General features: G+C 45.0%; 23 protein-coding genes and 1 pseudogene. 21 read left to right on the top strand and 3 right to left on the bottom strand.

Features of this window, described 5'->3' with window-relative positions:
* Positions 1-230: 230 nt before the first annotated feature.
* The 7 genes from F4V51_RS15080 to F4V51_RS15050 are packed head-to-tail and all read left to right on the top strand — an operon-like array spanning position 231 to position 7,436.
* Positions 231-1,037 carry an IclR family transcriptional regulator gene (locus F4V51_RS15080; RefSeq protein WP_153978624.1) on the top strand — a complete coding sequence of 269 codons (807 nt, stop codon included), beginning with the start codon at positions 231-233 and terminating at the stop codon, positions 1,035-1,037.
* Positions 1,038-1,082: 45 nt separating this feature from the next.
* Positions 1,083-2,057 carry a carbohydrate ABC transporter permease gene (locus F4V51_RS15075; RefSeq protein WP_153978623.1) on the top strand — a complete coding sequence of 325 codons (975 nt, stop codon included), beginning with the start codon at positions 1,083-1,085 and terminating at the stop codon, positions 2,055-2,057.
* Between the two features lie 34 nt (positions 2,058-2,091).
* A complete protein-coding gene (locus F4V51_RS15070) occupies positions 2,092-3,384 on the top strand; it encodes an ABC transporter substrate-binding protein (RefSeq protein ID WP_162009941.1) in 1,293 nt (430 codons plus the stop codon).
* Positions 3,385-3,419: 35 nt separating this feature from the next.
* Positions 3,420-4,271, top strand: a complete 852-nt coding sequence (locus tag F4V51_RS15065) for a carbohydrate ABC transporter permease (protein ID WP_153978621.1) — start codon at positions 3,420-3,422, stop codon at positions 4,269-4,271.
* Between the two features lie 48 nt (positions 4,272-4,319).
* Positions 4,320-5,666, top strand: coding sequence for an amidohydrolase family protein (locus F4V51_RS15060; protein ID WP_153978620.1), 1,347 nt, complete (start codon positions 4,320-4,322; stop codon positions 5,664-5,666).
* 44 nt (positions 5,667-5,710) lie between these two features.
* Positions 5,711-6,655 (top strand): nucleoside hydrolase, encoded by a 945-nt coding sequence (locus F4V51_RS15055; protein ID WP_153978619.1) that lies wholly within the window; start codon positions 5,711-5,713, stop codon positions 6,653-6,655.
* A gap of 19 nt (positions 6,656-6,674) precedes the next feature.
* Positions 6,675-7,436, top strand: a complete 762-nt coding sequence (locus F4V51_RS15050; RefSeq protein WP_201281152.1) for a nucleoside 2-deoxyribosyltransferase — start codon at positions 6,675-6,677, stop codon at positions 7,434-7,436.
* A 668-nt stretch (positions 7,437-8,104) separates the two neighbouring features.
* On the opposite strand, the pseudogene F4V51_RS15045 reads toward F4V51_RS15050, so the two are convergent.
* Positions 8,105-8,478: pseudogene (locus F4V51_RS15045) on the bottom strand (cupin domain-containing protein); the annotation flags it as partial.
* 513 nt (positions 8,479-8,991) lie between these two features.
* Between F4V51_RS15045 and F4V51_RS15040 the strand changes: the two are divergent.
* The 6 genes from F4V51_RS15040 (at position 8,992) to F4V51_RS15015 (ending at position 17,787) form a co-directional block, all read left to right on the top strand.
* A complete protein-coding gene (locus F4V51_RS15040) occupies positions 8,992-10,611 on the top strand; it encodes an extracellular solute-binding protein (RefSeq protein ID WP_153978618.1) in 1,620 nt (539 codons plus the stop codon).
* A 12-nt stretch (positions 10,612-10,623) separates the two neighbouring features.
* Positions 10,624-11,526: an ABC transporter permease gene (locus F4V51_RS15035; protein WP_153978617.1), complete on the top strand. Its 903-nt coding sequence runs from the start codon at positions 10,624-10,626 to the stop codon at positions 11,524-11,526.
* Between the two features lie 67 nt (positions 11,527-11,593).
* A complete protein-coding gene (locus tag F4V51_RS15030; RefSeq protein WP_236146809.1) occupies positions 11,594-12,472 on the top strand; it encodes a carbohydrate ABC transporter permease in 879 nt (292 codons plus the stop codon).
* 29 nt (positions 12,473-12,501) lie between these two features.
* Positions 12,502-13,461 carry an AraC family transcriptional regulator gene (locus F4V51_RS15025; RefSeq protein ID WP_153978615.1) on the top strand — a complete coding sequence of 320 codons (960 nt, stop codon included), beginning with the start codon at positions 12,502-12,504 and terminating at the stop codon, positions 13,459-13,461.
* 1 nt (position 13,462) lies between these two features.
* A complete protein-coding gene (locus F4V51_RS15020) occupies positions 13,463-15,433 on the top strand; it encodes a glycoside hydrolase family 31 protein (RefSeq protein ID WP_153978614.1) in 1,971 nt (656 codons plus the stop codon).
* 20 nt (positions 15,434-15,453) lie between these two features.
* Positions 15,454-17,787: a family 43 glycosylhydrolase gene (locus F4V51_RS15015; RefSeq protein ID WP_162009940.1), complete on the top strand. Its 2,334-nt coding sequence runs from the start codon at positions 15,454-15,456 to the stop codon at positions 17,785-17,787.
* 453 nt (positions 17,788-18,240) lie between these two features.
* Here the strand turns inward: F4V51_RS15015 and F4V51_RS15010 are convergent, their stop codons facing one another.
* On the bottom strand, positions 18,241-18,825 hold the full coding sequence (locus F4V51_RS15010) for a TetR/AcrR family transcriptional regulator (RefSeq protein WP_236146558.1): 585 nt from the start codon (positions 18,823-18,825) through the stop codon (positions 18,241-18,243).
* Positions 18,826-19,004: 179 nt separating this feature from the next.
* Between F4V51_RS15010 and F4V51_RS15005 the strand changes: the two genes are divergently transcribed.
* The 7 genes from F4V51_RS15005 to F4V51_RS28855 all read left to right on the top strand — a co-directional run bounded on the left by F4V51_RS15005 (position 19,005) and on the right by F4V51_RS28855 (position 24,052).
* Positions 19,005-20,027: an aldo/keto reductase gene (locus F4V51_RS15005; protein WP_153978612.1), complete on the top strand. Its 1,023-nt coding sequence runs from the start codon at positions 19,005-19,007 to the stop codon at positions 20,025-20,027.
* Between the two features lie 466 nt (positions 20,028-20,493).
* Positions 20,494-20,916 carry a GNAT family N-acetyltransferase gene (locus F4V51_RS15000; protein WP_153978611.1) on the top strand — a complete coding sequence of 141 codons (423 nt, stop codon included), beginning with the start codon at positions 20,494-20,496 and terminating at the stop codon, positions 20,914-20,916.
* Positions 20,917-21,286: 370 nt separating this feature from the next.
* Entirely contained in the window at positions 21,287-21,595 is a 309-nt protein-coding gene (locus F4V51_RS14995; protein WP_162009939.1) for a helix-turn-helix domain-containing protein, read from the top strand.
* A gap of 38 nt (positions 21,596-21,633) precedes the next feature.
* Entirely contained in the window at positions 21,634-22,023 is a 390-nt protein-coding gene (locus F4V51_RS14990) for an IclR family transcriptional regulator (protein ID WP_162009938.1), read from the top strand.
* 108 nt (positions 22,024-22,131) lie between these two features.
* Positions 22,132-23,070, top strand: coding sequence for an aldo/keto reductase (locus tag F4V51_RS14985; protein ID WP_153978608.1), 939 nt, complete (start codon positions 22,132-22,134; stop codon positions 23,068-23,070).
* A gap of 24 nt (positions 23,071-23,094) precedes the next feature.
* On the top strand, positions 23,095-23,919 hold the full coding sequence (locus F4V51_RS14980; RefSeq protein ID WP_153978607.1) for an aldo/keto reductase: 825 nt from the start codon (positions 23,095-23,097) through the stop codon (positions 23,917-23,919).
* Positions 23,912-24,052 carry a hypothetical protein gene (locus F4V51_RS28855; protein WP_153978606.1) on the top strand — a complete coding sequence of 47 codons (141 nt, stop codon included), beginning with the start codon at positions 23,912-23,914 and terminating at the stop codon, positions 24,050-24,052. The genes F4V51_RS14980 and F4V51_RS28855 overlap by 8 nt, the downstream gene beginning before the upstream one ends.
* A gap of 116 nt (positions 24,053-24,168) precedes the next feature.
* Here the strand turns inward: F4V51_RS28855 and F4V51_RS14970 are convergent, their stop codons facing one another.
* Positions 24,169-25,086: an MmyB family transcriptional regulator gene (locus F4V51_RS14970; protein ID WP_153978605.1), complete on the bottom strand. Its 918-nt coding sequence runs from the start codon at positions 25,084-25,086 to the stop codon at positions 24,169-24,171.
* A gap of 115 nt (positions 25,087-25,201) precedes the next feature.
* Between F4V51_RS14970 and F4V51_RS14965 the strand changes: the two genes are divergently transcribed.
* Complete coding sequence (locus tag F4V51_RS14965; RefSeq protein ID WP_153978604.1) at positions 25,202-26,131, top strand: zinc-binding dehydrogenase; 930 nt, start codon at positions 25,202-25,204, stop codon at positions 26,129-26,131.
* Positions 26,132-26,581: the final 450 nt, after the last annotated feature.

Here is a 26,581-nt window from a genome sequence, read left to right as displayed (position 1 = left end):
GTGTTATTAGCATGTCAACTATATTTACAAATTATTAATTAATTTTAAATTTTAAGCTTGCAAAGTGCTTATTCCTTGCTATAATTATGAACAAATCAGAATAAATATAACTAAAGCATCACTTTTATGTGATATTAAGTTACATAAAATCTCGTTTCAAATTTTTTTCTTTATAAAAAAGAACGATGTTCTGCAAATGAGAACAATAGACTGTAAAGAGGTGGTTACTGATGAAAGCAGAATCTAAGCCAAAAACGAAGCCCAAGCTCGAAACAGCGAACCGTATGCTGCTGCTGCTCGAATGTTTTACTGATGCCAAGCCGGAATGGGGAGTAACAGAACTGAGCGAGGAACTGGACTGTTATAAAAGTGTGATTCACCGCATGCTCTCTACTTTGGAGGAACGTGGATATGTTACCCAGAATTCTGTGAACAAAAAATACTCCCTCGGTTTGAAGCTGTTCGAACTGGGAATGGTGGTAGCCCGCGGTATGAACCTTCCTGCCCTGGCCAAGCCGGAGCTGAAAACGCTGGCCGAACAGACGGGAGAAACCGTGCTGTTGACGGTAGTGGACGGACACTCAGGCGTATGTATAGAGAAATTCGAGAGTCACGAATCGATCAAGTCAACCTCCCAGCTTGGAAAGAGAGTTCCGCTCTATGGCGGAGCCCCGACCAAGCTGCTTATGGCCTTTTTACCAGAGTCGGAGCAGGAGGAGATCATTGCCGCCGGCCTTCATGCATTTTCTCCTTTCACGGAGACCGACCCGGATACCCTTCGTGAAGCCCTCGCTCAAATCCGTAAGCAGGACTACAGCTGGACTTTTCAGGAAGTGGATATGGGCTCGGTAGGCATCGCTTTTCCTGTAAGAAATCATGAGAACCAGGTTGTTGCCTCGATATCCGTGCTTGGCCCCCAGTTCCGGATGGAGGACAAGATGAAGAAATGTCATGAATTTTGCAGAAAGGCTGCCCAGACACTTTCGTTGAAGTTAGGCTCCAAGTGGGTTTATGAGGCCCAAATCACGGAAAATTAGAACTGCTCCCGGAGGATACAGGGGCTGCAGCAGGAAGGAGAACATATGGATAAGGCAAACCGTTTTCTGATGATTTTTGGACGAGGCCGGGAACAGGAGAAGAAGGATAGAGGGATGAGGAAAGGCGGACTGCTGGACAGGCTGGATCGTCTGAGTGACACTTCGACAGCCTATCTGTATTTAATGCCTACGTTAACACTTATTTTGTTAACAGTATTTGTGCCGATGCTTTACGCACTGTTCATCTCCTTCAGCAAGGTAGCTTTTACGCAAGGCAATATGACCTATGATTTTGTCGGACTGAGTAATTACATGCAGCTTCTTTCCGACGCCCGTTTTCTGAATGTACTATCCAACACAGTGTTCTTCACTGTCACCAAGGTCGTAGCCACTCTGGCCATCGCCTTCGGCATCTCACTGACGATATATTTCGGGTTATGGGGGGCAGGTTTTTTCAAAAGGATCTTCCTGATTCCCTGGGCACTGTCCAATGTTGTCAATTCCCTGATGTGGCAATGGATGTATAGCGGAGACTACGGCATCTTTAACGAGGTACTGCTGAAGCTTGGCTTTATTGATGAATATCAAATGTGGCTGGTCAACGAACATACAGCCATGTCGGCAGTTTTGTTCGCGGATATATGGAAAAGTGTCCCCTATGTCGCCTTGCTGCTGCTGGCAGCCATGCAATCCATTCCCAGAGAGCTGCACGAAGCGTCCAAAGTGGATGGCGGCGGCCCAATAACCGCTTTCTATCATATCATTCTGCCTCATATCAAACCTGTCATCATGGTACTGCTCGTCATTGAGACGATGTGGACCTTACGGGTATTCGACCTGATCTGGCTGCTTACCAAAGGCGGGCCTCAGGACAGCACTATGACCCTTAACGTTTTCGCTTATGAACAGGCATTCCGCAACTTCGATCTAGGCTATGGAGCCGCAATCAGCTACTGCATTACGATTTTGACTCTGATATTCACCTTTTTCTATATGAAAACACTGAAAGTAGAGAATTAATCAAGAATTCATGGATACGAGAGGAGATTGCAGGATGAAAAAGGAATGGTGGAAACTGAAGAAATCCCTGGCAATTGCAGGATTGGCATTGGTAACAGTGGTCTCGGGCTGCAGCGGATCAAATGCTGGAGAGAACGGCGAAGCAGGCGCAGCGGCTGACGGTGACAAAGGAGAGATTACCGTTTTGTACGTCGGAGACCAGTTCTGGCAGGATCAGGCTAAGGAATTTGAGCAGGTCTCTGGCATTAAAGTCAATTATGAAGTGGTTAACTTTACCGAGCAGCATGACAAGTTGGCCACCGCCTTCGCGGGCGGAAGCACAGAATATGACATTGTACATGTCCGTGATGATTTTGTAGCTGAATTTGCTCCGAAAGGCTTTCTTACGCCACTGGATGATCTCATTACAGAAGATATGAAAGCTAACATTTCCGATAACTATTTCACTCCAATGATGAATGACGGACAAATCTATGGATTTCCCCGCTACTTGTGGCCGTGGCAGTTCTACTACAACAAGGAGCTGTTTGCTGAGGCAGGCATAGAGAATCCTCCGTCAACCTGGGCCGAATTTACCGCTGTTGCCGAGAAGCTGAAGGCCAAGGGAATCACACCGTATGCCGAACCTTGGGGCGAAACCTTCTCCTATACACCGTTTATTGTTCATCTGCGATCTGAGGGCGGGGAATTCTGGGATGAGGAACAGGATATTCCGACCTTTAACAGTCCGGAGGGGGTGCGGGCACTTCAGTTCATGGCGGATATGAATTTGAAAAGCAAGATCATCAGTCCGCAATCAGTGCAGTATGACAGCACAGCACCATTAGCCGATGCTTTTGCACAAGGGACAATTGCCATGATGATGAATGCCCCGCATACCTATCCTTTGGCCAACAATCCGGAAACCTCCAAGATTACAGGACAGGTTGGGGTAGCCCTGGTACCTGGAGCGGAGCTTAAGACTGCCTCCTATGCCGAGACAGGCGGCCTTGCGATTCCGGCAAGCTCGAAGAATAAGGAGCAGGCGATGGAATACATCAAATTCGTAACTTCTACGGAACAGGAAAAAGCGATGGCAATCGGCATAGGCCGGATTCCTGCGGATAATGTTGCGCTCCAGGATACTGAGGTGCAGGAAGCTAATCCTCATTTTGCATCTGTAGCGGAGCAAATGGAGTACCCTTACGGAATGTTCAAGCATGAAAAGGCCGCTGCGATTTCCACTGAAGTGTCCAGACATATTTCGGCTGCCGTTGCCGGCCGGGAAACTCCTGAAGAAGCACTGAAAGCTGCCGAAGCTAACGTGCTGAAGATGATCGGGAAGTAACGGACTGCACAGCTAATAACGAGGAGGTACAGAACATGAATTACACAGCAACGCCCAGACGTACCCTCCGGCGTGCTCTCAAAGGCATTCTGGTTCGGGTCATTTCGCTCAGTCTGATGTTATATGTGCTTTTTCCCTTTCTGTGGCTGGTGCTGTCCAGCGTGAAGCTGCCTGTAGAACTGCTGTCGCGCCCGCCTGTCATCATCCCGGAGAAGCTTACGTTTAAATATTATGCCAACTTGTTTGAGAACGGTTCGTTTATGACTGCGGTATGGAACAGTCTGATCGTTGCCGGGTTTACAACTCTGCTGTCTCTCGTTCTGGGCGTGTTCGCGTCCTATGTATTCGCTAGACTGAAGTTTCCCGGCAGAAAGGCTGTGTTTCTGACAATACTCGGTTCGCAAATGCTGCCGCAGATGGCTTTACTGATTCCGTTGTTTATCTTGATGCGGATGAGCGGCTTGCTGTACACCTTCCAAGGCCTCGTACTGGCGTACATTACTTTTTCGCTGCCCTATGTCGTATGGATGTATTACTCCTTTTTGCAGTCTCTGCCGCATGAAATCGAGGAGGCTTCCCGGATAGACGGCTGTACACGTCTGCAGTCCATCTTCAGGATTATGCTGCCGCTGTCAGCGACGGGCCTTACAGCTACTGGAGTATTTGTCTTCATCGGAGCGTGGAATGAATTTCTGCTCGCTTCAGTCCTTACCGATTCCGGAAGCAGAACGCTTCCGTCCCGTATTAGCGAATTTATCGGCCAGGATCGCATCGCCTATGAACTGATGTTCCCGGCCGGGGTAATCTCCTGCATTCCTGTTCTGGTGCTGGTGCTGTATTTCCAGAAATATATTGTGCAAGGCCTGACGGAAGGCGGAGTGAAGTAATGAAGTCCTGATGTAAGCTCAATATTCTGAACAAGAAAGGGATTGCTTATGAGAGAACTGGCAGATTTATTAATTACAGATTGCAGCTTCATGACACCTGAATTCGATATTCTGGACAACCAGTCCGTTGCCATCCGGGATACCCTGATTATTGCGATTGGCAAGGCAGAAGAGATCAAGGACAAGTACGAGCCGAAGGAGGTTCTGAAAGGTAGGGGCAAGCTGCTTATGCCCGGACTGGTGGATGCCCATACGCATACCTGCCAGCAATTCCTGCGGGGCCGGACTCTCGGCGAATATCCGATGATCTGGTCGCGGATTCTTGTGCCGTTTGAGAGCAGCCTCAGTGAAGAGGTTACTTACCTGGGTGCACAGATAAGCTGTCTGGAGATGCTCAAATCGGGCACCACGTCCTTCGCCGAGTCCGGCGGGGTACATATGCACAAGGTGGCCGAAGCGACGATTGAATCAGGACTCAGAGCGGCTATTACATGTTCTACTATGGATACAGGCCCGTTCATACCTGACTCGATGCTGGCATCTTCGCCGGAGGAGGCCGCTTCGCGGATCGAAGAGCTGTACTGTGCTTATAATGGTGCCGGGGAAGGACGGCTGCGTATCTGGTTTGCACTGCGGCAGGTCATGACGAGTACACCGGCTTTAATCACTTTAATGGCAGATAAGGCCAGAGAGTATAACGCCGGGCTGCATGTTCACCTCGCGGAACACCGGGATGAGGTCAGCTACTGTCTGCAGAACTACCAGAAGAGACCGGCAGAGGTATTCGACCAGTTCGGCGCACTCGGCCCTAATATGCTGGCGGCACACAATGTTGTCCTCTCCGACGGCGAGATTGCCCTGATGAAGGAGCGTGGAGTCAAGGTTGTTCACTGTCCGAGGAGCAATTTTGGCAGTCATGGCTTTCCAAAAACACCTACGTTGATGCAGCAGGGGCTTTCCATTGGAATGGGCAGCGACGGAGCGGCAGGCTCAAGCCTCAGCCTGTTTGATGAAATGCGTGTATTCCGTTCCGGACTTCATGCCTTCTGGGGGTTGCCGATTTTTGATCCGGTTGTTATTCCTGCACATGAGCTGATCCGGATGGCTACGATCGGCGGCGCACAGGCGCTGCAAATTGAGGATCAAATCGGCACGATTGAGGTCGGCAAAAAAGCGGACCTGATCCTAATTGACATCAATCAGCCTCATATCAGTCCGACTCATCGGATGATCCCTACGATTGTCGAATCCGTGAACGGCAGTGATGTCCGCGATTCGGTTATTAACGGTGAAATCGTGATGAAGGATCGTCAAATCCTGACCATGGATGAAGAGAAGATTCTCTACGAAAGTGGCAGGGCGCTGCCCCATGTAGCTGTCAGAGCGGGAATATAGGCTATCCAGAGTGCAGAATGAGATCATCAACAGGAGTGTGAGAAATGAGTACACGTAAAATTCTTATGATAGATACCGATACAGCCGGCGATGATTGTACTGCACTGCTGCTGGCGCTCCGCTGGCCGGATGTTGAAGTTAAAGCGATTACAACTGTAGCGGGAAATGTTCCCCTGTCGCTGTGCACACGTAATGCGCTGACCACACTGGAGATCGCGGAACGCCCGGGTGTCAAAGTCTATTCCGGAGCAGCCAAGCCGCTGATGAGGGAACTGTTCACCGCAGAGCATATTCACGGCTCAGACGGAATGGGCGGAGCAAATTTTCCTGAACCTGGGCTTAAGCCCGAGCAAGAGCATGCAGCTCTGGCTATTGTCCGTCTGATCAATGAGTACCCCGGTGAAATCGAGATGATTGCACAGGCGCCGCTTACTAACCTGGCACTAGCTTATTCACTCGATCCCTCTATTGCCGGAAAGCTGAAGCATTTATGGGTGATGGGCGGGGCGAACAATTTCATGGGTAATGACAGTCCGGCTGCCGAATTTAATTTTCTAGTGGATCCCGAGGCCGCTCATATTGTTGTTCACGCCGGCTTTAATCTCACAATGGTCGGATGGGATGTATGTCAGCGGAATCCGGTGATGGTAGAGGAGCATTTTCGGAAGATCGAGGCCATGAATACCTGCTTTGCCGACTTTTATATGAAGGTGCTGAAGACAGGCATGGAGCTGGGACTGAAGCGGGGCGGCGGACGCAGAATCTCCCACCCGGATACACTTACGGTAGCTATGGCGATCGACAACCGGGTTATGGCACGTTCGAACCGTTTTTATATTGATGTCGAACATAAAAGTGAGCTGACCAAAGGATACAGCCTGGTCGACCAGAACGGCATTCTGAACAAAGAGCCTAATGCGGAAGTATGTATGGAGGCAGATCTGGAATTGTTCCGAGAAATGGTGTTTTCACTGCTGGAGCAGAAGTAGTCCGAAAGGAGTTTTATCAATGGAAGAGCAGGTCTCTGGGGAATCTGAACAATATATTGTCATTGCAGGCGTTGTTGCCAGGTGCAAGGCCCGCGTTTTTGGCGGACAGACATTTTATTTACAGTATCCTTACGATGGCAGTGTCAGGGCTGTCAACCGGGAGTCCGGAGGCATTGCTGATGTAGAGAGCTACGTATTCGGCAGTAAGGAAGCCGCACAGCAGGCTGTTCTGGGAAAGACTCTGTATCCTTGTGCGCTGACCTGGCAGGCGTTCGGTCTGCCGTCCATATATCTGGCTGGCTTTCACGTATTCCGTCCCGATGCAGTAGAGGAGGGGCGGAGGATGCGGGAAAGCTGCCGCAGATATGGGTTTGAAGGGCTTTTTCCACTGGATAAAGAGAACTATGACAATCTGGGGCAAAAGGAAACGGCTGCAATGATTTTTCACGCTAATGATGGTCTGATCCGTGAGGCGGATATTGTTATGGCCAATCTGAACCCTTTTCGCGGTGCTGAGCCGGATTCCGGTACGGTATTCGAATGCGGACTTGGATATGCGCTCGGGAAAAAGCTGTATGGATATATTGCGGATGGCCGGAGTATGAGTGAACGGCTTAGGGCCTCTATAGATCCGACTACAGAATTGTATAGTGACGGCATGCATGTGGAGAATTTTGATCTGCCGCTGAATCTGATGCTTGCGGTGCCGATGGATATTGTCATTGGCGGACTTGAGGAATGCCTGCTCAAAGCAAGAATTGATTATTATGGAACCAGTTAAGCGTTGAGGATATGATATGCCAAACTCTGGCGAACGTTTACAAGCCTGCTTTAACAAAGAAACCCGGCCTCCTTCAATGGAAATTTGAAGAGCCGGGTTTTTCTATGAACGATATGCAACCCCTACGAATTTTTTTGAAATGGGCAATTACTTCAATATCATTTGCAGGAATAAGCAGTACCTTCTAAAAAAATGGTAGCAATAAAGAAGGAGAGAAAAAATTGTCCCAGTTCCCCTTGAAGGTTAGCATCAGTGAGAACTTAAAGCCTGTTGTGCTTCCGTCACCTCTTAAACGTCATAAATAGGGGACCCACATAATAATGAACCGAGTGTACTTTAAATTCTTGCCAACGGTCTAGGTCCCACTAGGCGCTTCTGTAGCCGTGTCGTTCAATCCGCGGCCGGACAAACCTTCCCATTTCTTTTCATATCGAGACAGTAGTCGGTATATTTGCTTACGAATAAGTCACGACCAAGTTGCTCAGCAGGCTGCATCGGTAAACCCGGATCGTGGATGACTTCTCCACGGTTATTGCCCTTTCCGAAAGGTGCTGGAGGAGTGGCTTGACAGTGCGGGAATTTTGCGAAAGAACTTCATTGAAGTTGGCTCACTGGAAACGCTGATGAAATGTGTCAAGTCAGGTCTACCTTTACAGCTTTGTTTGGTATCACTGAACTGTTGCATAGGGATGCTGAGGCGGAGCGTATATCACTATAATTTGAGCGGTGTTCGGCCCATGTTGGTCACATTATGCCATTTTCCAGCAGAAATCATAATCGCTTAGTCATTATAGCCCATCACTTGAAAGTCCAACCTCTCTTTCTGATCTCCCATTCGAACAAGTCCCCGGCCTTCTTCAATGCGGATGAACTGATCAGTCATCGGATGTACCTCCAACCCTATATCTTCACCAACCTGAATACTCATCAGAGTAATCTGGAAGTTTTTTTCTGTCCATAGAGCAGTGCGGTACGTCTGATTATATTTAGCTGCCTGGTCAATATTAATGACAAGTGGTCGTGGTCCATAATCTCTTAATTCTAATTATTCAGTAGAATAATTAACGTTATGATGCCTGTGATCATGCTGAGGCTGATAACCCTGATCGTTGACATTCCAACCTTTCTTCATGGAACTGTACAACGGGTCATAAAGGGGAAATTTCTGGTTCATACTCATTCTCCTTTATGGCCTAGTATTTAGTTTATTCTATGCTGCTACCTATATAGGAGTGTGAAATTTAAGCATAGTCGGTGGCATGGGAGAACTAGAGTAGCTTTTGCAAACTAAAATCCTATTCCCTTAATGCTCACCTTTAACATGCAAAAAAAGTCAAAATACGATGATGATTGGCTATTATACAATGAGACAAACTAGATTACGGCACTCTATAATGATGATAACGTTGGGTAAATGATCTGGCCAGACATTTGTCAATGAATCACCTAATTGAAAGCGCAAACATATAATTGAACCTTTTTTAGATGGTCTGTACGAAAAAATCTTTTCGGATGAGCTCAAATATTGCTATTCATGAAGAGAGGGGTCAATGTAATGAAAAAGCGGATTTTTAGGCATGCTTTATTGGCAATTTCCATGGTGTCCTTGGTACTGGCAGGGTGTCAGAGCAGTCGTACGGATTCTGGTGAGGATGGTTCATCAGGCAAGACCAAATTAACGGCTATTATTGTGAAGCATTCACTGACAAAGGACGTCAATCAGATGAAATGGCTTAAAGATCTGGAAGATAAAGCGAATGTAGAAATTGATTGGCAGCAGATTACTGCGGATTGGGATCAGAAAAAAAGCGCACTATTTGCCAGCGGGCAAGTTCCGGATCTATTGTTCAATGCAACAGCCGACAGTGATTTCGTACAATTCAACGGACTATTTGAAGATATGAGTTCATTGATTGAGCAAGAGGCCCCCAATGTTAAAAAAATGTTTGATGAGCATCCAGAGCTAAAGACGCTCGCAGCTGAAAGTGACGGCAAAATCTACGGTATTCCGCGATATAAAGGGATCTGGCCCGATAATATCGCGTCCATGTTCATTAATAAAACGTGGCTGGACAATCTCGGATTGGAGCCTCCAACAACCTGGGACGAGCTCGAAAGTGTACTCGTTGCCTTCCGTGATGGGGACCCCAATCAGAACGGTGATTCAACGGATGAAATACCTATGGATTTTAGCGGCATGCCGGTAGGTTTCTCTGCCAAGCTTCTGCTGGGAAGTCTGGGATTACCGCTGTCTGAAGATTCGCCAAACGGCTATTTCGTGGAAAATGCCGAGGTCAAGAACTTTTTTGTCGATGAACGCTTCAAGACATTGGTTATGTTTCTTCAACGCTTATACAGTCAAAATCTGATCAACAAAGAAACCATTACACAGGATTACTCAAAATATCAATCGCTGGGCAGAGGTAATGGCAACGCGGCGAAGATTGGATTTACGTGGGGATGGGAGACGGGAGATCGGTTTGGCAGTGTGTTGAAAGATCAATATATCACGCTGCCGCAATTAAAGCATCATGCCGATTCTACAAATGAACTTTATTGGAGTTATGACCATTACACGCAAAATTATGGAGACAACGCAGTTTCCATCAGCGCCAAATCCAAAAATAAAGAAGCCGCGATGCGATTCATTAACGAATTTTACGACCCTGAGGTCAGTATTCAGGTATTATTCGGCGGCATGAATGACACAGACAAAGGGATTCAAGATCAAGGTGATGGTACCTATCAAATTCTGCCTCCTGCGGATCCCTCTATAGACCCCGGATCATGGAAATGGACCAATACATTCGCCGATCTCGGCCCTTATTATATTGCTGACAGTATTCAAGATAAAATCACCTTAGGTACAGACATGCGAAGCGTACTTGATGAGAAAGCGGTATACGACGAGCTGTTGAAAAAAGCAGACCCGAAATCCAATGTTTATCCACAGGATTTTATGAAATATACAACAGAAGATATTAATACCTTGGCCTTAAATCAGGCCAACATCAATAACATTACCGATCAGAAATGGGCGCAATGGATGACCACCGGCGCGAGCATCGAAAGCGAATGGGACGCTTACGTAAAGTCCGTCAAAGATTCTGGACTTACCCAGAATTTAGAGATTCGCCAAAGAGCGTACAATGAATATTTGACTACGCTTAAGTAGGAGGGACGCCTGATGAAATCGATGCAAAAGGGCAATTATCAATTATGGATACTGGTTCTTCCCGCTTTGATTTATATCGCTGTGTTTGCCTATGGTCCAATGTACGGTATACAGCTCGCCTTTCGGGATTTTGACTTCAGCAAGGGATTTACCGGAGGGGATTGGGCCGGATTCAAGTATTTTGAACAATACTTTAACAGTCCCATGTTTTGGCCAACGCTAAGAAATACATTCGTCATTGCTTTTTTCTCCATCTTGCTTGGTTTTCCCATGCCGATTCTGTTAGCACTAGTCATTAATTCGATCAAAAACAACAAGTACAAGCGCATTCTCCAAACCACGGTTTACATGCCTTATTTTATCTCGACGGTAGTTATGGTGGCTTTGCTTCAAATCCTGCTTTCACCTTCTACAGGAGTTCTTGACTTATTTCTGAAAACTTTTCATTTGGTTCCTGCCGATGTTAATCTCTTGGGAAACCCTTCCGCATTTGTACCAGTTTACGTCTTATCAGGCATTTGGCAAGTTTGCGGTTGGAACAGTATTATTTTCATCGCTGCACTTTCCACAGTAGAGACGCAGCTGTATGATGCGGCCAAAATTGATGGTGCTAATCGATGGCAAATTGTATGGAACGTAGAAATACCCGCCATTATGCCAACGATTATTATTCTGCTTATTCTGAATATGGGCAGCATGCTGAGTGTGGGTTTTGAAAAAACCTTTCTAATGCAGAATAGTCTGAATAAGCCCGTATCAGAAGTCATCTCTACTTATGTATTTAATGTAGGGGTGAAATCCAACCAGTACAGCTTCGGTTCAGCGGTCGGCTTGTTCAATACGGTCGTCAACTTCATGTTTTTGATGCTCGCGAACTCTGTCGCCAAGAAGTCTTCGAACATTAGTCTAATGTAAAGGAGGGGACGGAGTGGTACCCGTTAAAACATCAAAAAAAGTTCATGTCCTAGATTCGGGTGGCGGCATAGCTGATCGGCTATATAGATTGGTCGTGATCGTCATAAGCATCTTTACCTTTGTCGTTATAGCGTATCCTTTATATTTCATCGTTATTGCTTCATTCAGCAATTCAACGATGGTGAACCAGGGTGATGTGATCTTCTTCCCCAAAGGAATCAATTTTTACGGGTACGAGAAAATATTTGTGGATAGCCGAATTTGGCAGGGGTATTTGAACACGATTATTTATACGGTTTTCGGCACATTATTGAATCTGGTGGTTACGATTCCTGCTGCATATTCCCTTTCACGCAGGGAGTTCAGGGCCAGAAAAGTCATTATGCCTTTGTTTGTATTCACTATGTACTTCAGCGGAGGCATGATTCCTACTTATCTGCTGTTCAGAGATTTGCACTTACTCAACACGCCTTGGGTCATGATTATCAATGGCGCAGTCAGCGTCTATAACCTCATTATTACAAGAACCTTTTTTGAAAGCTCCATCCCGGATGATCTGCATGAGGCTGCGCTTTTGGACGGCTGCTCACATTTTCGGTACCTGGCCTCTGTGGTCACTCCGCTTTCAAAGGCGGTTATTTCAGTCATTGCCTTGTATTATGCTGTCGGACATTGGAACGACTTCTTTAACCCTTTGTTATATCTTAACTCTGATCATTTGCAACCGCTGCAGATCATTCTGCGAAATATTCTGTTATCCAATCAAGCGTTTGCTGATGGAGCAGGATCCGGTGCAGGAGCGGGTGCGGGCAGCTATGCGCAGCAGTATGCGGACCAAATCAAATTTGCTGTAATTATCGTATCTACAGTACCGCTGCTAGTCGTATACCCTTTTATCCAAAAGTACTTCGAGAAGGGTGTCATGATTGGTGCGGTGAAAGGTTAAAGTCGCATATCCTGCGAGAGTGGTGACACATGAAAAAGCATCAAGGTTATGAATCACAAGATTCGAACGGCAAATTTGTAACAAAGGACATGAAGGAGAAAATACAGCATGGCGATAAGCAGTTTCGTATGAGTGTTCACAAGACGTATGTGCCAAGCTTTAGCAACCTTGTGTTGTATTCTCACTGGAATGAAGAATTGGAATTTTTAATCATCGAAGAGGGTAGTGCTCAATTCTATATCGGACAGGAAAAAATAAAGATAAGCAGCGGGGATGTTTTAATCATCCCCCCCAATATGCTGCATTCTGCCAGCCGAGTGGATCAGGGGGAGATTGTCTTTTATGCTGTACTGGTTCACTATAATTTTTTGTCCAGCTTTGAAAACGATATCATTCAAAGTAAGTATGTTTCCTCTTTATTTTTGCAGCAGCGGCAGTATCCTTCAGTCATCCCGAAAGATAAGGATTCTCAGTTGGGGTTATTTTCGGTATTAAGAGAAATCATCCATGTATATTGGAATAAACCCGCCGGCTATGAATTAAAAATCAAAGCCATGCTGTTCGATATTCTGTTTCGGCTAGAAGTTTGTGCAAAAGATATGGATTCAGGGATGGGCCGCGCCAGAGGGAGTCATCACTCCTTGCTGGCCATCAAATTACTCGCTTTTATTCAGGAAAATTACAGCAAACGCATATCGCTTCATGACATGGCGAACCAAGTGAATATGAATCCATCGTATTTTTGCCGCTTTGTCAAAAAGCAATTCGATCTGACTCCACTGGAATTATTGAATCAGCACCGATTGTTGGAGGCGGTGAATTTATTGGAAACCACGGATAAGAAAATTGTTGAAATCTCGAATTTGACAGGGTTCAGCAATGTCAATCGGTTTACGGAAACCTTTAAAAGAGCTTATGGTTACACCCCTACGCATTATCGAAGCAACATTCTAGACTGTTCATGTAAATACTTGGGAGGGACTTGCTAGTATGTTTCGTACTGAAAATGGTCGACTGGTCAGAGAGTATGATCACGAGAGACTTTGGATAGAGCCTTGGGGGGAGGATTCCCTTCGCATCAGGGCTTCTTATGCAGAGATAACAGATGATGATTGGGCGCTTATGCCTGCGACTCAGCACCGCTCCGAAATTATGATCGACGAAGAGGCTGCTACGATTGTCAATGGGAAGATTAAGGCTGAAATCAAAAGAAGCGGGCAAATTCTGTTCTACAACCAGGATGGAAAATTACTACTGAAAGAAACGGAAAAAACATATCAATTAAAATATGGAGGCAGGGAGCTTAAGGCTGTTCCGGGCGGCAGTGATTTTTCTGTTAAATTACGATTGGAATCGAAACCATCCGAAAAATTATTTGGCATGGGTCAATACCAGCATACCTTTTTGAATCTGAAAGGATGTACCTTGGATCTAACCCATCGCAACAGCCAGGTCAGCGTTCCCTTTGTTCTATCCAGCGAAGGTTACGGCTTTTTATGGCATAATCCGGCTATTGGTGAGGTTCATTTCAGCTTGAATGGAACACAATGGCACGCACCTTCAACTAAACAGCTTGATTATTGGATTACAGCGGGTGATACTCCTGCCGAGATCGAAGAGACGTATTCAGCCGTTACGGGAAGAGTTCCGATGATGCCTGAATATGGCATGGGGTTTTGGCAGTGCAAACTTCGCTATCGTACCCAGGAGGAATTGCTGCAAGTGGCCAGGGAGTACAAGCGCCGTGAATTACCGATTGACGTCATCGTAATCGATTTCTTCCATTGGACCAATCAGGGAGATTGGAAGTTCGACCCGCAGTATTGGCCTGATCCAGAAGCTATGGTTCGCGAACTGCAAGAGATGGGCATTGAGTTGATGGTTTCTGTATGGCCTACCGTTCAAACGGAGAGTGAAAACTATCTGTATATGATAGAAAAAGGCTACTTGCTCCGTTCCGATCGTGGTGTTCGCACGCAGTTTCAGTTTCTTGGCGAAAATGCTATCTTTGACGCAACCCATCCGCAGGCACGTACATTTTTATGGGAGATGATCAAAAAAAATTATTATGATAAAGGGATTCGTATTTTTTGGTTGGATGAGGCAGAGCCTGAACTCAGCGTATATGACCATGATATCTATCGCTATCACATCGGCTCCAGCCAGCAGGTCGGGAATATTTATCCCCAGAAGTTCAGCCAAACTCTGTACGAAGGGATGGCTGCAGCTGGACAAACCCATATTATCAATCTCGTGCGCACAGCGTGGGCGGGGAGCCAACGTTATGGTGCCTTAGTGTGGTCTGGCGACATACACTCCAGTTTTAAAGTGCTGGGAATGCAAGTGAGAGCGGGGCTGAATATGGCCATTGCAGGAATCCCTTGGTGGACAACAGATATCGGTGGATTTCATGGAGGAGATCCGCAGGATTCTTCTTTTCGTGAGTGTATCATTCGCTGGTTTCAGTACGGTGCCTTATGCCCGGTGTTTCGCTTGCATGGGGATCGGGTACCCTTTATTGCTCCATCAGGGACAAAAGGCGGCGGAGTTTGCGGAAGCGGATCGGATAACGAAGTATGGAGCTATGGGGATGAAGCCTACGAAATCTTTAAGAAATACCTGCACCTTCGTGAGCGTCTGAAGCCTTACATATCCGATATAATGCGGGCGGCTCATGAACAAGGGACACCTCCAATGCGCCCCTTGTTCTACGACTTTCCTCAGGATGAAGAGGCATGGAATATTGATGATCAGTATATGTTTGGTCCAGACTTGCTGGTTGCTCCCGTTCTGTTCGAAGGAGAACGAAAGCGCTCGGTGTATTTGCCATTAGGGTCAGCTTGGATCAACGCCTATAGTAGCGAGAGATTCCAAGGAGGCCAGACCATTATTGTAGAAGCACCTTTAGAGCAAATTCCGTTGTTTACGCGAGATGATGCCGAGTTGCCGATATTAGGATGAAGGGTGGGATAGAAGCGATCATGGATATGAATGGATTACTAGATAAATTGGCACTAAACGACTGTATCCCGATGGGAGCCATTCTGACAGAAAATAAGCTTAAGCTTCCAGCTCTGGTGAATGGCATGCCTATAAAATGGGTTTCCAGTCATCCGGCCATCATTACCAACGAAGGCAAGGTAACATTACCCGAGAAGTTGGCACGGGTAACCTTGCAGGCTGCTATTTCCGGTAAGGGTCAGAGTGTGCGCAGGGACTATGTGATTCCGGTTGTTCCCAAAAATGAACAGGCTGCGTATTTCTGCGATAACTTCAGCATTCCTTATGTGCTTGTACCGGGAAACACACTGCACCGTCAATTCGGTTTGGGAACAATCCACTGGACCGGGAGTCTATTAGTTGACACTGCCGGAAATATCCTGGCCCCAGAAGGGGGAAGTGAAACCGTTTCGTTGGTGTCTTCATTCAGGATGGATGGTTCCATTGTTGCATCCAAGACTTTCGAGGTAAGGATTCTGGGTAACGATTTTGGGAGTGTTCTTGCCTATACTCGAGTACCAATGGAGGATGAACAGCTCTATTCCACTTACCTGGCTTATAGTCTTCATCTGGCTTATCGCAGTCATCCCTCCAAAACATACCAATCTCTTCATTATAATTCTGGTATTTTATATGCTACCGCCACGATCTCAACAAACAATACGATCAAGGAGAAGGGGCTGCGTAATCCATATCTATTCCATGCCACTGATGGAACTTTTGGTGTAGTGGCCGTTCGTATCAACGCTGATGGCAGTGCTGATCATGAGAGTAGAGGCTGCATTTTGTTATGGAAAACGAATGATTTGATCTCGTTCACCGAGATTGGTCAGGTTCATCTCGGAGTGGATGCGTATGTTCGCGAAGTGACGTGCAAATATAATTCCAGCAAAGGTAAATATGAAATTCATTGGTGTGACTATAGCGGCAAATATTACAGAAATGACATGGAAGATCTGTATGATGTACAAACCGTCTCTGAACCTGTTCCGGGAAGGTTGTTAGCGCATGATATGGTTCGGACGGATATAGAAGGCGCAGTGGAGGCAAACGTGATCGAGGTGGAGGGTGATTTCGGCAGAAATTTACTCCTTCGACGGTCGCCGTTGATGAATGAAGCTATTGAAGTTCCGGAAACGGCAGTAATTAAAACGATAGATGACATTCACGCCATTACGGCAACCGCGATATATACCGATGGCTCGAAGGCAGTCAAGCAGGTGAAATGGAATACAGACGATATCAACTTTCATCAGTCGGGAAGTTATGAGATCACCGGGACGGTCATACAGCAGTTCTATCCTTTTCCCGTCGCGGTCGACCGGGCAGATCCTCACATATTGAGATGGCAGGATAAGTACTATTTTATCGCAACGAATGATGATAATGGCAATATCGGACTGTATGTACGTGAAGCCGATACCATTCAAGGCCTGTTTGCGCCCGATACCATTGAGCATGTCGTTTTGGATAAAGATGAGCTCAGAGGATATACCCAGACCTTCTGGGCACCCGAGTTTCATGCCGTGGGCAACGACCTATACATTTTCTTTGCGGTCAGCAGTTCGGTATGGGGGCCGCAGGCTCACATTATGAAGCTGAAGAATCAAGGACGAATCCTCAATGCATCTGACTGGGAACTTCCCATTCGCATGGTTAATAAGGATGGTGTGTATCTGGGGGCGGTTCGCGAGGACGGCGAGGCATTGGATATTACACTCGATATGACGTACTTGGAAGTCGATGGAGGATCTTATGTCATCTGGTCCTGGCGCCGCTGGTCACCGGAAGACTCAGGTTCCATGCTGTTTATCGCTACGATCGATCCAGCAAGACCCTGGCAATTGACCAGTGATCCGGTGTTAATAACACGGCCGCTTTATGGTTGGGAAAATAACAGGCATACGATCAATAATGAAGGCCCGTATTGTATCGTTACCGACGATTATATTCTTATTACATATTCCGGTGGGTCTGCTAATGAGCCTACCTATGTCGTGGGAACCTTGACTGCCAAAAGAGGGACGGATCTCTTGAATCCCGGCAGCTGGGTCAAGAGCAACGCGCCTGTATTATCTTCGTTATCGGTAGAGAAGGAGTACGGCCCAGGACACAACTCCTTTGTTACGGATGAATACGGCAATCTAATGCTGGTGTACCATGGCATCGGTCCGAATCCGGTTGGCAAGAGATCTGTAGGTCTTCGCCGAGTACACTTTAACCGGGACAGGTTGCCTGTTTTTGATCTGTCTCCTGACCGTGATCTGAACCAAGAACTGACTCAAGTAAAGCTCAGGGTCATCGTAGAACCGTGAAAGACAATCGATATTGACATTGGTGATTTGATGCTAGCTTAACCCATTGCAAGTCTGTCCGCGCTTGCTTCATCCTATTACCGAAACAGTCAGCTTAATTCGAACTTTGAGCTACTCAAGTGGCAGATAACAATTCATTTTTATGGCGTGAAGGTGTGCTTGTGCGTAAAAGTGATCCCGACAGAATGGCGGGAAAACGCTCCTGAATGGATTTATTATTGGCCCAATTGAGGGAGCAGCAAGTTCGGATTCATGATATACCTTGAAGTGTCTGTAGAGGGAAACTTTTATAAAGCCGAATCCGTAGGAGAGTTTGTTCTTTCGAGTGTGATGCATGAAATCAGTCATGTGGGGACCGTTTCTGGAATGCTTAAAATGCTAAGTCTTAAAGTCATTCACAATGAGAGCGCCAGTTCAAAAAATTGAACTGGCGCTCTTCAAATTGGAGATTCCTCAGTAACCCTCATAAACAAGACACGGAGATTTGCGGATAAAAGCGGTTAAGATCCTCGCTATATCTTCTGGTGGAAGTTCACGATTTGTCATAAACCAGTGCTGAATAATTCCAAACTGTGCATTTCCTAAATAAGCAATTGCATAGTCAGAAAACATATAGGCTGGATCTTTTGTTAAATTTTCAAACATTCGTGTGCCCACCAAATATTGGAGTCGCTCTCTTAATTCAGTTGGAGCTCCCGAACAAATTAGTGATTTAAAGAAGCTAGCATGAACATGCAAGTACTGAAAGGCTTTCGTGATCGGAGGGTAAGCTGTATTATCGTACTCGTGGCTCATTAACTCTTGAAGATTGATGGGTTCAAATACACTCAATAATCCCTGAACAAACTCAGTTTCCTCTATCAGATGAAAAATATCATTAAAATGCAAATAAAATGTTCCTCGATTAATTCCAGCTATTTTACAAAGGTTTTTAACAGACAACCCCTTAATACCTTCATTTTCTAATATAAATATCAAGGCATTCTCCATTAGTGTGCGACTACGGATCACTCTCATATCAGTGCTATTTTTGATCACTATTTTTCTCCTAGTCTGAAATTGTATAGATTTGTGAACAGTTTTCACGTCGTGTCTATTAATCAACACGTAGTCTTATGTGTTTATTGATCATCCAATAATGCCAAATTATAATAGGTTCTACAGCTTTAATCAACACGTGTTTATTATTTTAAGCTGACTACATTTAGGAGGGTACCATGGAATATCGATATCTTGGGAAGACAGGTACAAAGGTCAGTGCGTTTGCATTAGGCGGATCCAGTTTTGGAACTAGAGCAAGTGAAGATGAGAGCATAAAAATCATTGATGAAGCTTTAGACTTCGGAATCAATTTGATTGATACATCCAATATCTACGGAAAAGGGGAATCAGAGCGTATTATCGGTAAAGCGATTAAGAATAAACGGCAGAATGTCATAGTTGCTTCTAAATTCGGAGCGGAAGCTGCTGATAAAATAAACCAAAATGGTGCTTCCCGTGGATGGATACGAACCGCTGTTGAACAAAGCCTGTTACGTTTACAAACCGATTATATCGATCTTTATCAACTTCATCTTCCCTTTGAATTCGTTGCTTACGAAGAGATTCTAGTGACATTAAACGACTTGGTGAAAGAAGGGAAAATTCATCATATTGGAACTTCCAATCATCTGGGATGGCAAATTGTTCACGCACAAAACATTAGCGATCGATATCATATTCAACGTTTCGTAAGCGAGCAAACGCCATATTCTATGATTAATCGAAGAATGGAATTTGAACTTGCTGAGATAGCAAAACTTTATGACCTATCTCTGTTTGTGTACAGCCCCTTATCTGGTGGCCTACTAACTGGAAAATACAAGGCGGGTCAGACTGCACAGAGCGATTCACGTGCTGCTACATTAAAAGGCTATGCAGATACATTAGATCCCGAATTGGCTGAAAATGAATATAAATTTAAGGTCATAGAGAAGTTGCAGCAATTAGCAAATGAAGCAGGGATTTCATTAGCGGACATGGCGATTGCTTTTACGCAAAGTCATCCGTTTGTCACATCAACCCTGTGGGGACCACGTACCATAGATCAATTACAAGCCTATATCTCTGGGTCTAAGGTGAAACTCGATACAGATGTGTTGGATGCTATTGATGCCATTAATCCACCGGGCAAACGGATTGATGATAAAGAACAAAGCTGGACTCCTGAGTGGATGAGCACTGAACGGCGAAGACGTTAAATTTCTTAAGAGATCGGGAAACGCTAGATTAACCTAAATAACGACAGGCTTAGCCAACTCTTCAATGATTAAAGGCTCGGAATAATTATGGTTGATCCACTGTATCGCTTCTGAGATGCAAAGTGCAGTAGTGTTTTAGTTCATATTAAAGTACCTCATCACTGGAAATCGGAGTTTAAAGCGAAGATACTTTCCTAAAGATTGAATTTCTTTTAAGCTTAATAAACGGATGCATATGATAGCTGAGATTATCAAAATATGCTATGAAAACCTATTTTATTTTAGCGTTGTTAGTTACATTAGGGGGAAAGGATATGGAGTACTACCTCGTATTATTTTTTTGTATTGCTATTACACTTCCTCAGTGAGGGTTTGTTACTGGTAGGTCGTGTGCAGGCTAAACAAATGGTAAACGTCGGCTCCTGGTAAAAACTAAATGGATAAGAGAAGAAAGGGGATTGATCGGATGATCATTAGAGAAGCCAGTATTACAGACTATCCGCAATTGAGACAAATTTATTTGGATTCCCGGCGGGAGAGCTTTCACTGGGCTAATGCCAATGAGATGAGACTTGACGATTTTGACCGGGATACCTCGGAAGAACAGATTCTTTTGGCAGAGGAAAACGATGAAGTACTTGGTTTTGCGTCACTCTATGTACCTGACCGCTTTATTCATAATTTGTTTGTGCACCCGAGTGCTGCCGGCAAAGGGGTGGGAAAGCAGTTACTCCAGCAATCTGTGGCCGAATTGGGAACACCAGTTACATTAAAATGTGTCTCTGATAATTATAAAGCACTCACATTTTATAAAAAGCAAGGCTGGAAGGCTGTCGTAGAAGAAGGCGAGCCTGGAGCGAAATATTGGGTTCTTCAATATAAGGAATGAGGTAAAAGAAGACATCATATTAGAAAAATATACGAAAAGAACAATAGAAAAAGCTTTGTCCGAATTCAATGAGCTATTGCAAACCGAATGAAACTTGACAAAAAGGTGATTCATGAAGAAACGAAATGGTCCTACAGTCGCTATTTTAGCGGCTTTTTTATTTTAGGTACAAGTTCTTGTCCCGAGCCAAGGACAAGAAATTAGACCGATTACCGTATTAGCAAGAACATGTTCCTATTTCCGATTAGGCGTATATCTAATTGGCATATTGCCCTCAAAGGATTTGAAAGAGATTTGATATTCCATTATATTAGATTTCATAATTCAACTGAGAAACGAGATGGAAATGAAAATGGAGTCATACGAACTCATGACGTTAAAAAGAGGACTGATTATTCTTGATTTATTGCGTGAAAAGCATTCTCTTTCAATGAGTCAGATAATGGAAGAATTATCTTTGAATAAGACAACCGTCTATAAACTGTTATTTACTTTGGAAAAAATGCAATACATCAAAAAAGTCGAAAAATACTATTATTTGAACCCCAGTATTTTCTTTGACGATCGTATACATATAATCCGTGATATTCAGTGGTCGTCCCTTAATACACCTTATCGATTGGCTGAAGTGAGCGGAGAAAAAGTATTCGTGGGATACTTGAAAACGAAGAGCTTGTAATCAAAAATGTGATTTTGACGCCTTCTATGATGCCTGACTTGAACGCCATTGGTAGTCGATCCCCTATTTATACAAGTGCAATTGGAAAAGCTGTATTTGCTAATTTACCGTCTGATCTTCAAGCTGAGATCCTGAAGAAGCTTTCGTTAAGCAACATTACCAGAAAGACTTTTAATGATAAGGATTTATTTAAACATCATTTAGAGGTAATCAAAGAACAAGGATTTGCCGTCGATGATGAAGAGACGAATGTTGGAAAACGGTGTGTGGCTGCTCCTGTCTACATAAATGGTCGTGTTATCGGTTCACTAGCTATTCATGGGGATACGGAGAGTATAAGAAGAAGATCAATACGTTCATTATCCAACATGGTCAAGCGTTACAGCAGACAGCTATCCTTGGAGCTGGAACATTTAAAGTCGCGTTAGAGAGTTTCTTTATTAGAAACTCTTTTTATGTTTGTTTTTCGTTTTAACTACAACCTTTAGAATTACAGGTGTAAGGGCAAACGTTTAACAAAGGAGTGAAGAACAACCATGATATATCAAAAGTTGCGTGGTACTGACCTGAAGGTATCTGAAATTGGACTCGGGACAAATGCAGTCGGGGGGCACAACTTATTCACTGACTTGAATGAAGTTGATGGCATCGAGATGGTTGATGCAGCATTACAGCTAGGCATTACATTCATAGATACAGCAGATATTTACGGAAAAGGCCGCTCGGAAGAACTTATTGGAGAAGTGCTCACAAGATATAACAGAGAGGATGTTGTAGTTGCGACAAAGGGCGGAAGACGTTGGTTTGCAGATGGATCTGTTGTTGTAGATAATACACCTCAATATCTGCGTAGTGCACTAGAAAGCAGTTTGCATCGATTGAAGACCGACTACGTGGACTTGTACTACCTTCATTTTCCTGATAATAAAACACCGTTGGCAGAAGCAATTGGTGAACTCGCGAAACTCAAGCAGGAAGGAAAAATCAAGGCCATCGGAATTTCCAACGTATCGTTGGAGCAACTTAAAGAGGCAAATGTACATGGGGATATATCCGTACTGCAGTCGCCATACCATCTGCTCGATCGCTCCGCTGAGCAAAAATTACTACCTTACACTAGAGGAAATAATATTTCCTTTATTCCGTACGGTCCACTTGCCTATGGTTTACTTGGGGGCAAATACACGGACGATTTCAAATTAGCAGAAGGAGATTGGAGACGAGGCCAGCCGTTGTTCGAGAAGGAAGCATTTAAAAAGAGCCTAAAAATCGTGAGCAGCCTGAAGGAACTTGCGGAAGAGAAAGAAACAACGTTGACGAATTTGTCGCTTGCTTGGCTGCTTTCCCAGGAAGGAATTGATGCCGTGATTCCAGGAGGAAAGCGGAAAGATCAAGTGGTTCTAAATAGCCGAACCAGCGATGTAACGTTCACACAAAAAGATCTTGATATGATTGAAGGCATTATTAAAAGTTAAAACTAACTTTAGGAGGATAACAATATGAATGATACTTTTACCGTCTTGCGAAATGGTGTGAAAATGCCTTGGATGGGTCTTGGTGTTTGGACAGCGGAGCGTGAAGATGCAACAGAGCCTGTAAAATATGCATTGCAAAATGGATACCTGAGCATCGATACTGCGACCGCTTATCGCAATGAAAATCAAGTTGGACAGGCCATTATTGAGTCTGGTGTGAATCGTGAAAATATTTTCGTTACTACAAAGGTGGCTAATGGGGATCAGGGGTACAAGTCTACCCTTACAGCGTTTAACAAAAGCCTCGAAGCGCTAAAACTGGATTATCTGGATTTGTATTTGATACACTGGCCCGTGGAAGGGAAATCACACGAAACATGGAAGGCGTTAGAAGAGCTATACATCCAAAAGAAGGTTCGTGCAATCGGAGTTAGCAATTTCGAAATCGCCGACCTGGAACAGCTAAAGTCAGTTGCTACCATTCAACCTATGGTTAATCAGGTCGAGTTTCACCCTCACCTAACACGTAATGAACTGAGTACGTATTGCAAACAGCATCAGATTCAAATGGAAGCTTGGTCGCCGCTGATGAAGGGACTACTAAATGACCACCCGACACTGCTTGAAATTGCAGGAAGGCACCATAAATCTGTCGCTCAAGTCATTCTTCGATGGGACATTCAAAGCGGGTTTGTGACCATCCCTAAATCGTTTAATAAAATCAGAATGATGGAAAACCATAACATTTTTGATTTTACGCTCTCGGATGAAGAAGTCACACGAATTGCCTCGCTTAATAAGAGCGAAAAATTGCCAACGCCTGATATGAGCAAGTTCCGAGATGCCTAATGATCTAAGTAAGCCATTATTGTTAACGTTGGCGATTGCATCAGGACTTGCGGTCGCCAATATTTATTATAACCAGCCGCTATTGGCGGATCCATTGGGTGGCGATGGATGTACGGAATTGCAGCTATTCTGATGTTTCTCTTACTTTTGGTTCTGCGATTCCGGTTACCTGACGATGAGCCTCAGCATTCACCACCGTATAGTCAACTATTGAGATCTTTATTGACGTTACTTCGAAAACATTCTATATCATACGTAGTGCCAACTTTTAAATGAACAATCAGTAGCACACCCCCACGCAGCAAATACTTGCCGTGCGGATTCATCCGCCGGTACAAAGAATTCGATTCTCGGGTAAGCTTGATAGGTCACAGCAAGGTGTAATTGATTGTACCGTATAGGTTTACGTTCTGCTGAGCATGGCTGCCTAGCAAGGAAATGTTTCGCCGTATTTAAATCCTGCTCTACTGTCCATGCCTCTCTATCCCAAAACTCATGCAGCTCTGCGTATTTATCCATCATCCTATGAAAACGCGCATATTTAGGGTCAACAAATAGAGCGGGGTGGTGGCTCTTAAAGGTTTGAATGCCAACAATTCCATGGGATTCCCAGCGGGCCTGCGACTTCTCGTCAAAGGAAGAAGCCGCTCGGATAGGCATATCCTCATTGAAGTGAAGATCAATCATATTAGGCGGATTGGAGGCAAAATTGAAATCGGACAGACCAAACAAGTTACAGAAAGCCTCATTAAATCCGACGATATCCAGCATATCGGTCACGATCATCCCCGGATAAGGCAATTGATGCAGCATGGATCTGGCTTGGTCCAGAACCCGGTCCAATTGTCGTCCAGATAAGGGAAGGGGAATCGGCACATACCCTGCCGAAAGAAGCAGATCATTCCGTTCTTCGCCTGTGCAATCCAAATAATTCGCGATGTCCATAAGGGTTTGACGATCAGGCAAGCGCCGTGAACGTCCTGTCAGCAAGTTTTTGTATGTGCCGCAAGCCTCATCATTCAATTCCTGTTGGGTAAATCGCTTCATGCTCTGGATCCGGGAGGCAACCTTACCCGGGTTCTGTTGCCGCTGTATCCGAAGCCGCTCAATCATGTCTAGTACACGTTTTAAATCAGCAGCACTACTATCTTGATTCGATGTCGTCAAGGTGTTCTCCCCCTTTCAAAAAACAGGTGTAGTTCTGCACTTGGGAAATGAAATTGCTGTGGATATACTACAAAGTATACCAATTCATCATGCGTTGAAAAAAGGGGGATTTATTATGATACGTGCGATTTTTGTCAACCCGCACAACAAAAATCCATTCACTATTCAGGAAGTCGAAACACCGCAAGCACAACCTTGGGAGACCATCGTGGAAGTTAAAGCTTTCTCGCTAAATCGCGGCGAAGTCGTCGATGCAATCCAGCGCCAGGAAACGAGCAGGCCCGGCTGGGATTTCTCCGGTGTTGTACGTCAGGAGGCCTTAAACGGGGACGGTCCGAAGAAAGGAAGCCGTGTAGTCGGTTTATTGCTAACGGGAGCTTGGGCGGAGCAAATCGCGGTACCTGCCCTGACTCTCGCTGAAATTCCAGACGAGATCACCTTCGAACAAGCTGCTGTCTTACCAGTTGCTGGGCTCTCGGCTCTATACGCTTTGCGTAAAGGCGGACTCTTGCTAGGCAAGCGAGTGTTAATCACTGGTTCAACCGGAGGAGTCGGTGCATTCGCTCATCAATTGGGTGCCTTATCCGGAGCTTATACAATCGGCGTTGCACGTTCCGAGTCCAAGGCTGAGCAAGCTAAGGCATTTGGCGCAGATGAAGTCCTTGTTGGGGAAGACGTGACGAAAGCCATCTCTACGAATGGCCCGTATGATTTTATCATCGATTCCGTTGGCGGAGATACACTCGCGGCTCTTTTCCCACAGTTGATCCCACAAGGCGTCTGCGTATCCCTGGGTCATTCTTCTTCAGATACTTCTTCTTTGCACATGCTCGGTTTAGGCGGAAGGACGCTGTATAGCTTTTTTCTCGGTGAAGAAATGAACCGCCATGCCCCTTCGCAAGATCTTGCCATGCTCACTCGGTTGGTTGAAGCAGGGAAATTGCAGACGGGTATCGCGGTCCAAGAATCCTGGGAGCAGATTGATTCCGTAGCACGTCAATTAATCAATCGCGGTTTTTCAGGCAAAGCTGTGCTTACGATCTAAATATGAACCTTGTGGTAAACCTCTATTCCAAGAAGAAATGGCACTTATCTTTGAATAATTAACTAAGAAAGTAGTGCAAATACAGCAAATTGATTTTAAAACGTACGGCATTATTTAAGCGGTTCAAATAACTTAACGCCACAATTACGATTTAGGATTTGTCGTCATGAATGTCGGCTGCTTTTGTTCAACTAACAGAAGGATAGTGGATAGTTCGCTGCCGGCGTGGTTCCATAACTATAAGTTATTATTTATATAAATAATAAGGGATCCTTTATAAGGACTGTAGAAGTCTTGTACAGTAAAAATAAACCCAGTCAGGAATTTCATTTTTAGTGTAATTGGTTGAAACGACTTGCTAATCAGAGCTGTATTCGGAACGTAAATATCAATCCAAGAAGTCGCCAGTGTGCGGCTTTTTGGGTTTTTTTTAAAATTTAACTATCATAC

The organism is Paenibacillus xylanilyticus, assembly GCF_009664365.1.
Classification (GTDB): domain Bacteria; phylum Bacillota; class Bacilli; order Paenibacillales; family Paenibacillaceae; genus Paenibacillus; species Paenibacillus xylanilyticus_A.
Note: the sequence above shows the minus strand (reverse complement) of the source record. Positions and strands in the feature narration are given on the sequence as shown.

What these genes read in the sequence shown, in the direction of transcription:
- F4V51_RS15080 (WP_153978624.1), top strand. Translation starts at nt 231, where the DNA reads ATGAAAGCAGAATCTAAGCCAAAAACGAAGCCCAAGCTCGAAACAGCG.
- F4V51_RS15075 (WP_153978623.1), top strand. Translation starts at nt 1,083, where the DNA reads ATGGATAAGGCAAACCGTTTTCTGATGATTTTTGGACGAGGCCGGGAA.
- F4V51_RS15070 (WP_162009941.1), top strand. Translation starts at nt 2,092, where the DNA reads ATGAAAAAGGAATGGTGGAAACTGAAGAAATCCCTGGCAATTGCAGGA.
- F4V51_RS15065 (WP_153978621.1), top strand. Translation starts at nt 3,420, where the DNA reads ATGAATTACACAGCAACGCCCAGACGTACCCTCCGGCGTGCTCTCAAA.
- F4V51_RS15060 (WP_153978620.1), top strand. Translation starts at nt 4,320, where the DNA reads ATGAGAGAACTGGCAGATTTATTAATTACAGATTGCAGCTTCATGACA.
- F4V51_RS15055 (WP_153978619.1), top strand. Translation starts at nt 5,711, where the DNA reads ATGAGTACACGTAAAATTCTTATGATAGATACCGATACAGCCGGCGAT.
- F4V51_RS15050 (WP_201281152.1), top strand. Translation starts at nt 6,675, where the DNA reads ATGGAAGAGCAGGTCTCTGGGGAATCTGAACAATATATTGTCATTGCA.
- F4V51_RS15040 (WP_153978618.1), top strand. Translation starts at nt 8,992, where the DNA reads ATGAAAAAGCGGATTTTTAGGCATGCTTTATTGGCAATTTCCATGGTG.
- F4V51_RS15035 (WP_153978617.1), top strand. Translation starts at nt 10,624, where the DNA reads ATGAAATCGATGCAAAAGGGCAATTATCAATTATGGATACTGGTTCTT.
- F4V51_RS15025 (WP_153978615.1), top strand. Translation starts at nt 12,502, where the DNA reads ATGAAAAAGCATCAAGGTTATGAATCACAAGATTCGAACGGCAAATTT.
- F4V51_RS15020 (WP_153978614.1), top strand. Translation starts at nt 13,463, where the DNA reads ATGTTTCGTACTGAAAATGGTCGACTGGTCAGAGAGTATGATCACGAG.
- F4V51_RS15015 (WP_162009940.1), top strand. Translation starts at nt 15,454, where the DNA reads ATGGATATGAATGGATTACTAGATAAATTGGCACTAAACGACTGTATC.
- F4V51_RS15005 (WP_153978612.1), top strand. Translation starts at nt 19,005, where the DNA reads ATGGAATATCGATATCTTGGGAAGACAGGTACAAAGGTCAGTGCGTTT.
- F4V51_RS15000 (WP_153978611.1), top strand. Translation starts at nt 20,494, where the DNA reads ATGATCATTAGAGAAGCCAGTATTACAGACTATCCGCAATTGAGACAA.
- F4V51_RS14995 (WP_162009939.1), top strand. Translation starts at nt 21,287, where the DNA reads ATGACGTTAAAAAGAGGACTGATTATTCTTGATTTATTGCGTGAAAAG.
- F4V51_RS14985 (WP_153978608.1), top strand. Translation starts at nt 22,132, where the DNA reads ATGATATATCAAAAGTTGCGTGGTACTGACCTGAAGGTATCTGAAATT.
- F4V51_RS14980 (WP_153978607.1), top strand. Translation starts at nt 23,095, where the DNA reads ATGAATGATACTTTTACCGTCTTGCGAAATGGTGTGAAAATGCCTTGG.
- F4V51_RS28855 (WP_153978606.1), top strand. Translation starts at nt 23,912, where the DNA reads ATGCCTAATGATCTAAGTAAGCCATTATTGTTAACGTTGGCGATTGCA.
- F4V51_RS14965 (WP_153978604.1), top strand. Translation starts at nt 25,202, where the DNA reads ATGATACGTGCGATTTTTGTCAACCCGCACAACAAAAATCCATTCACT.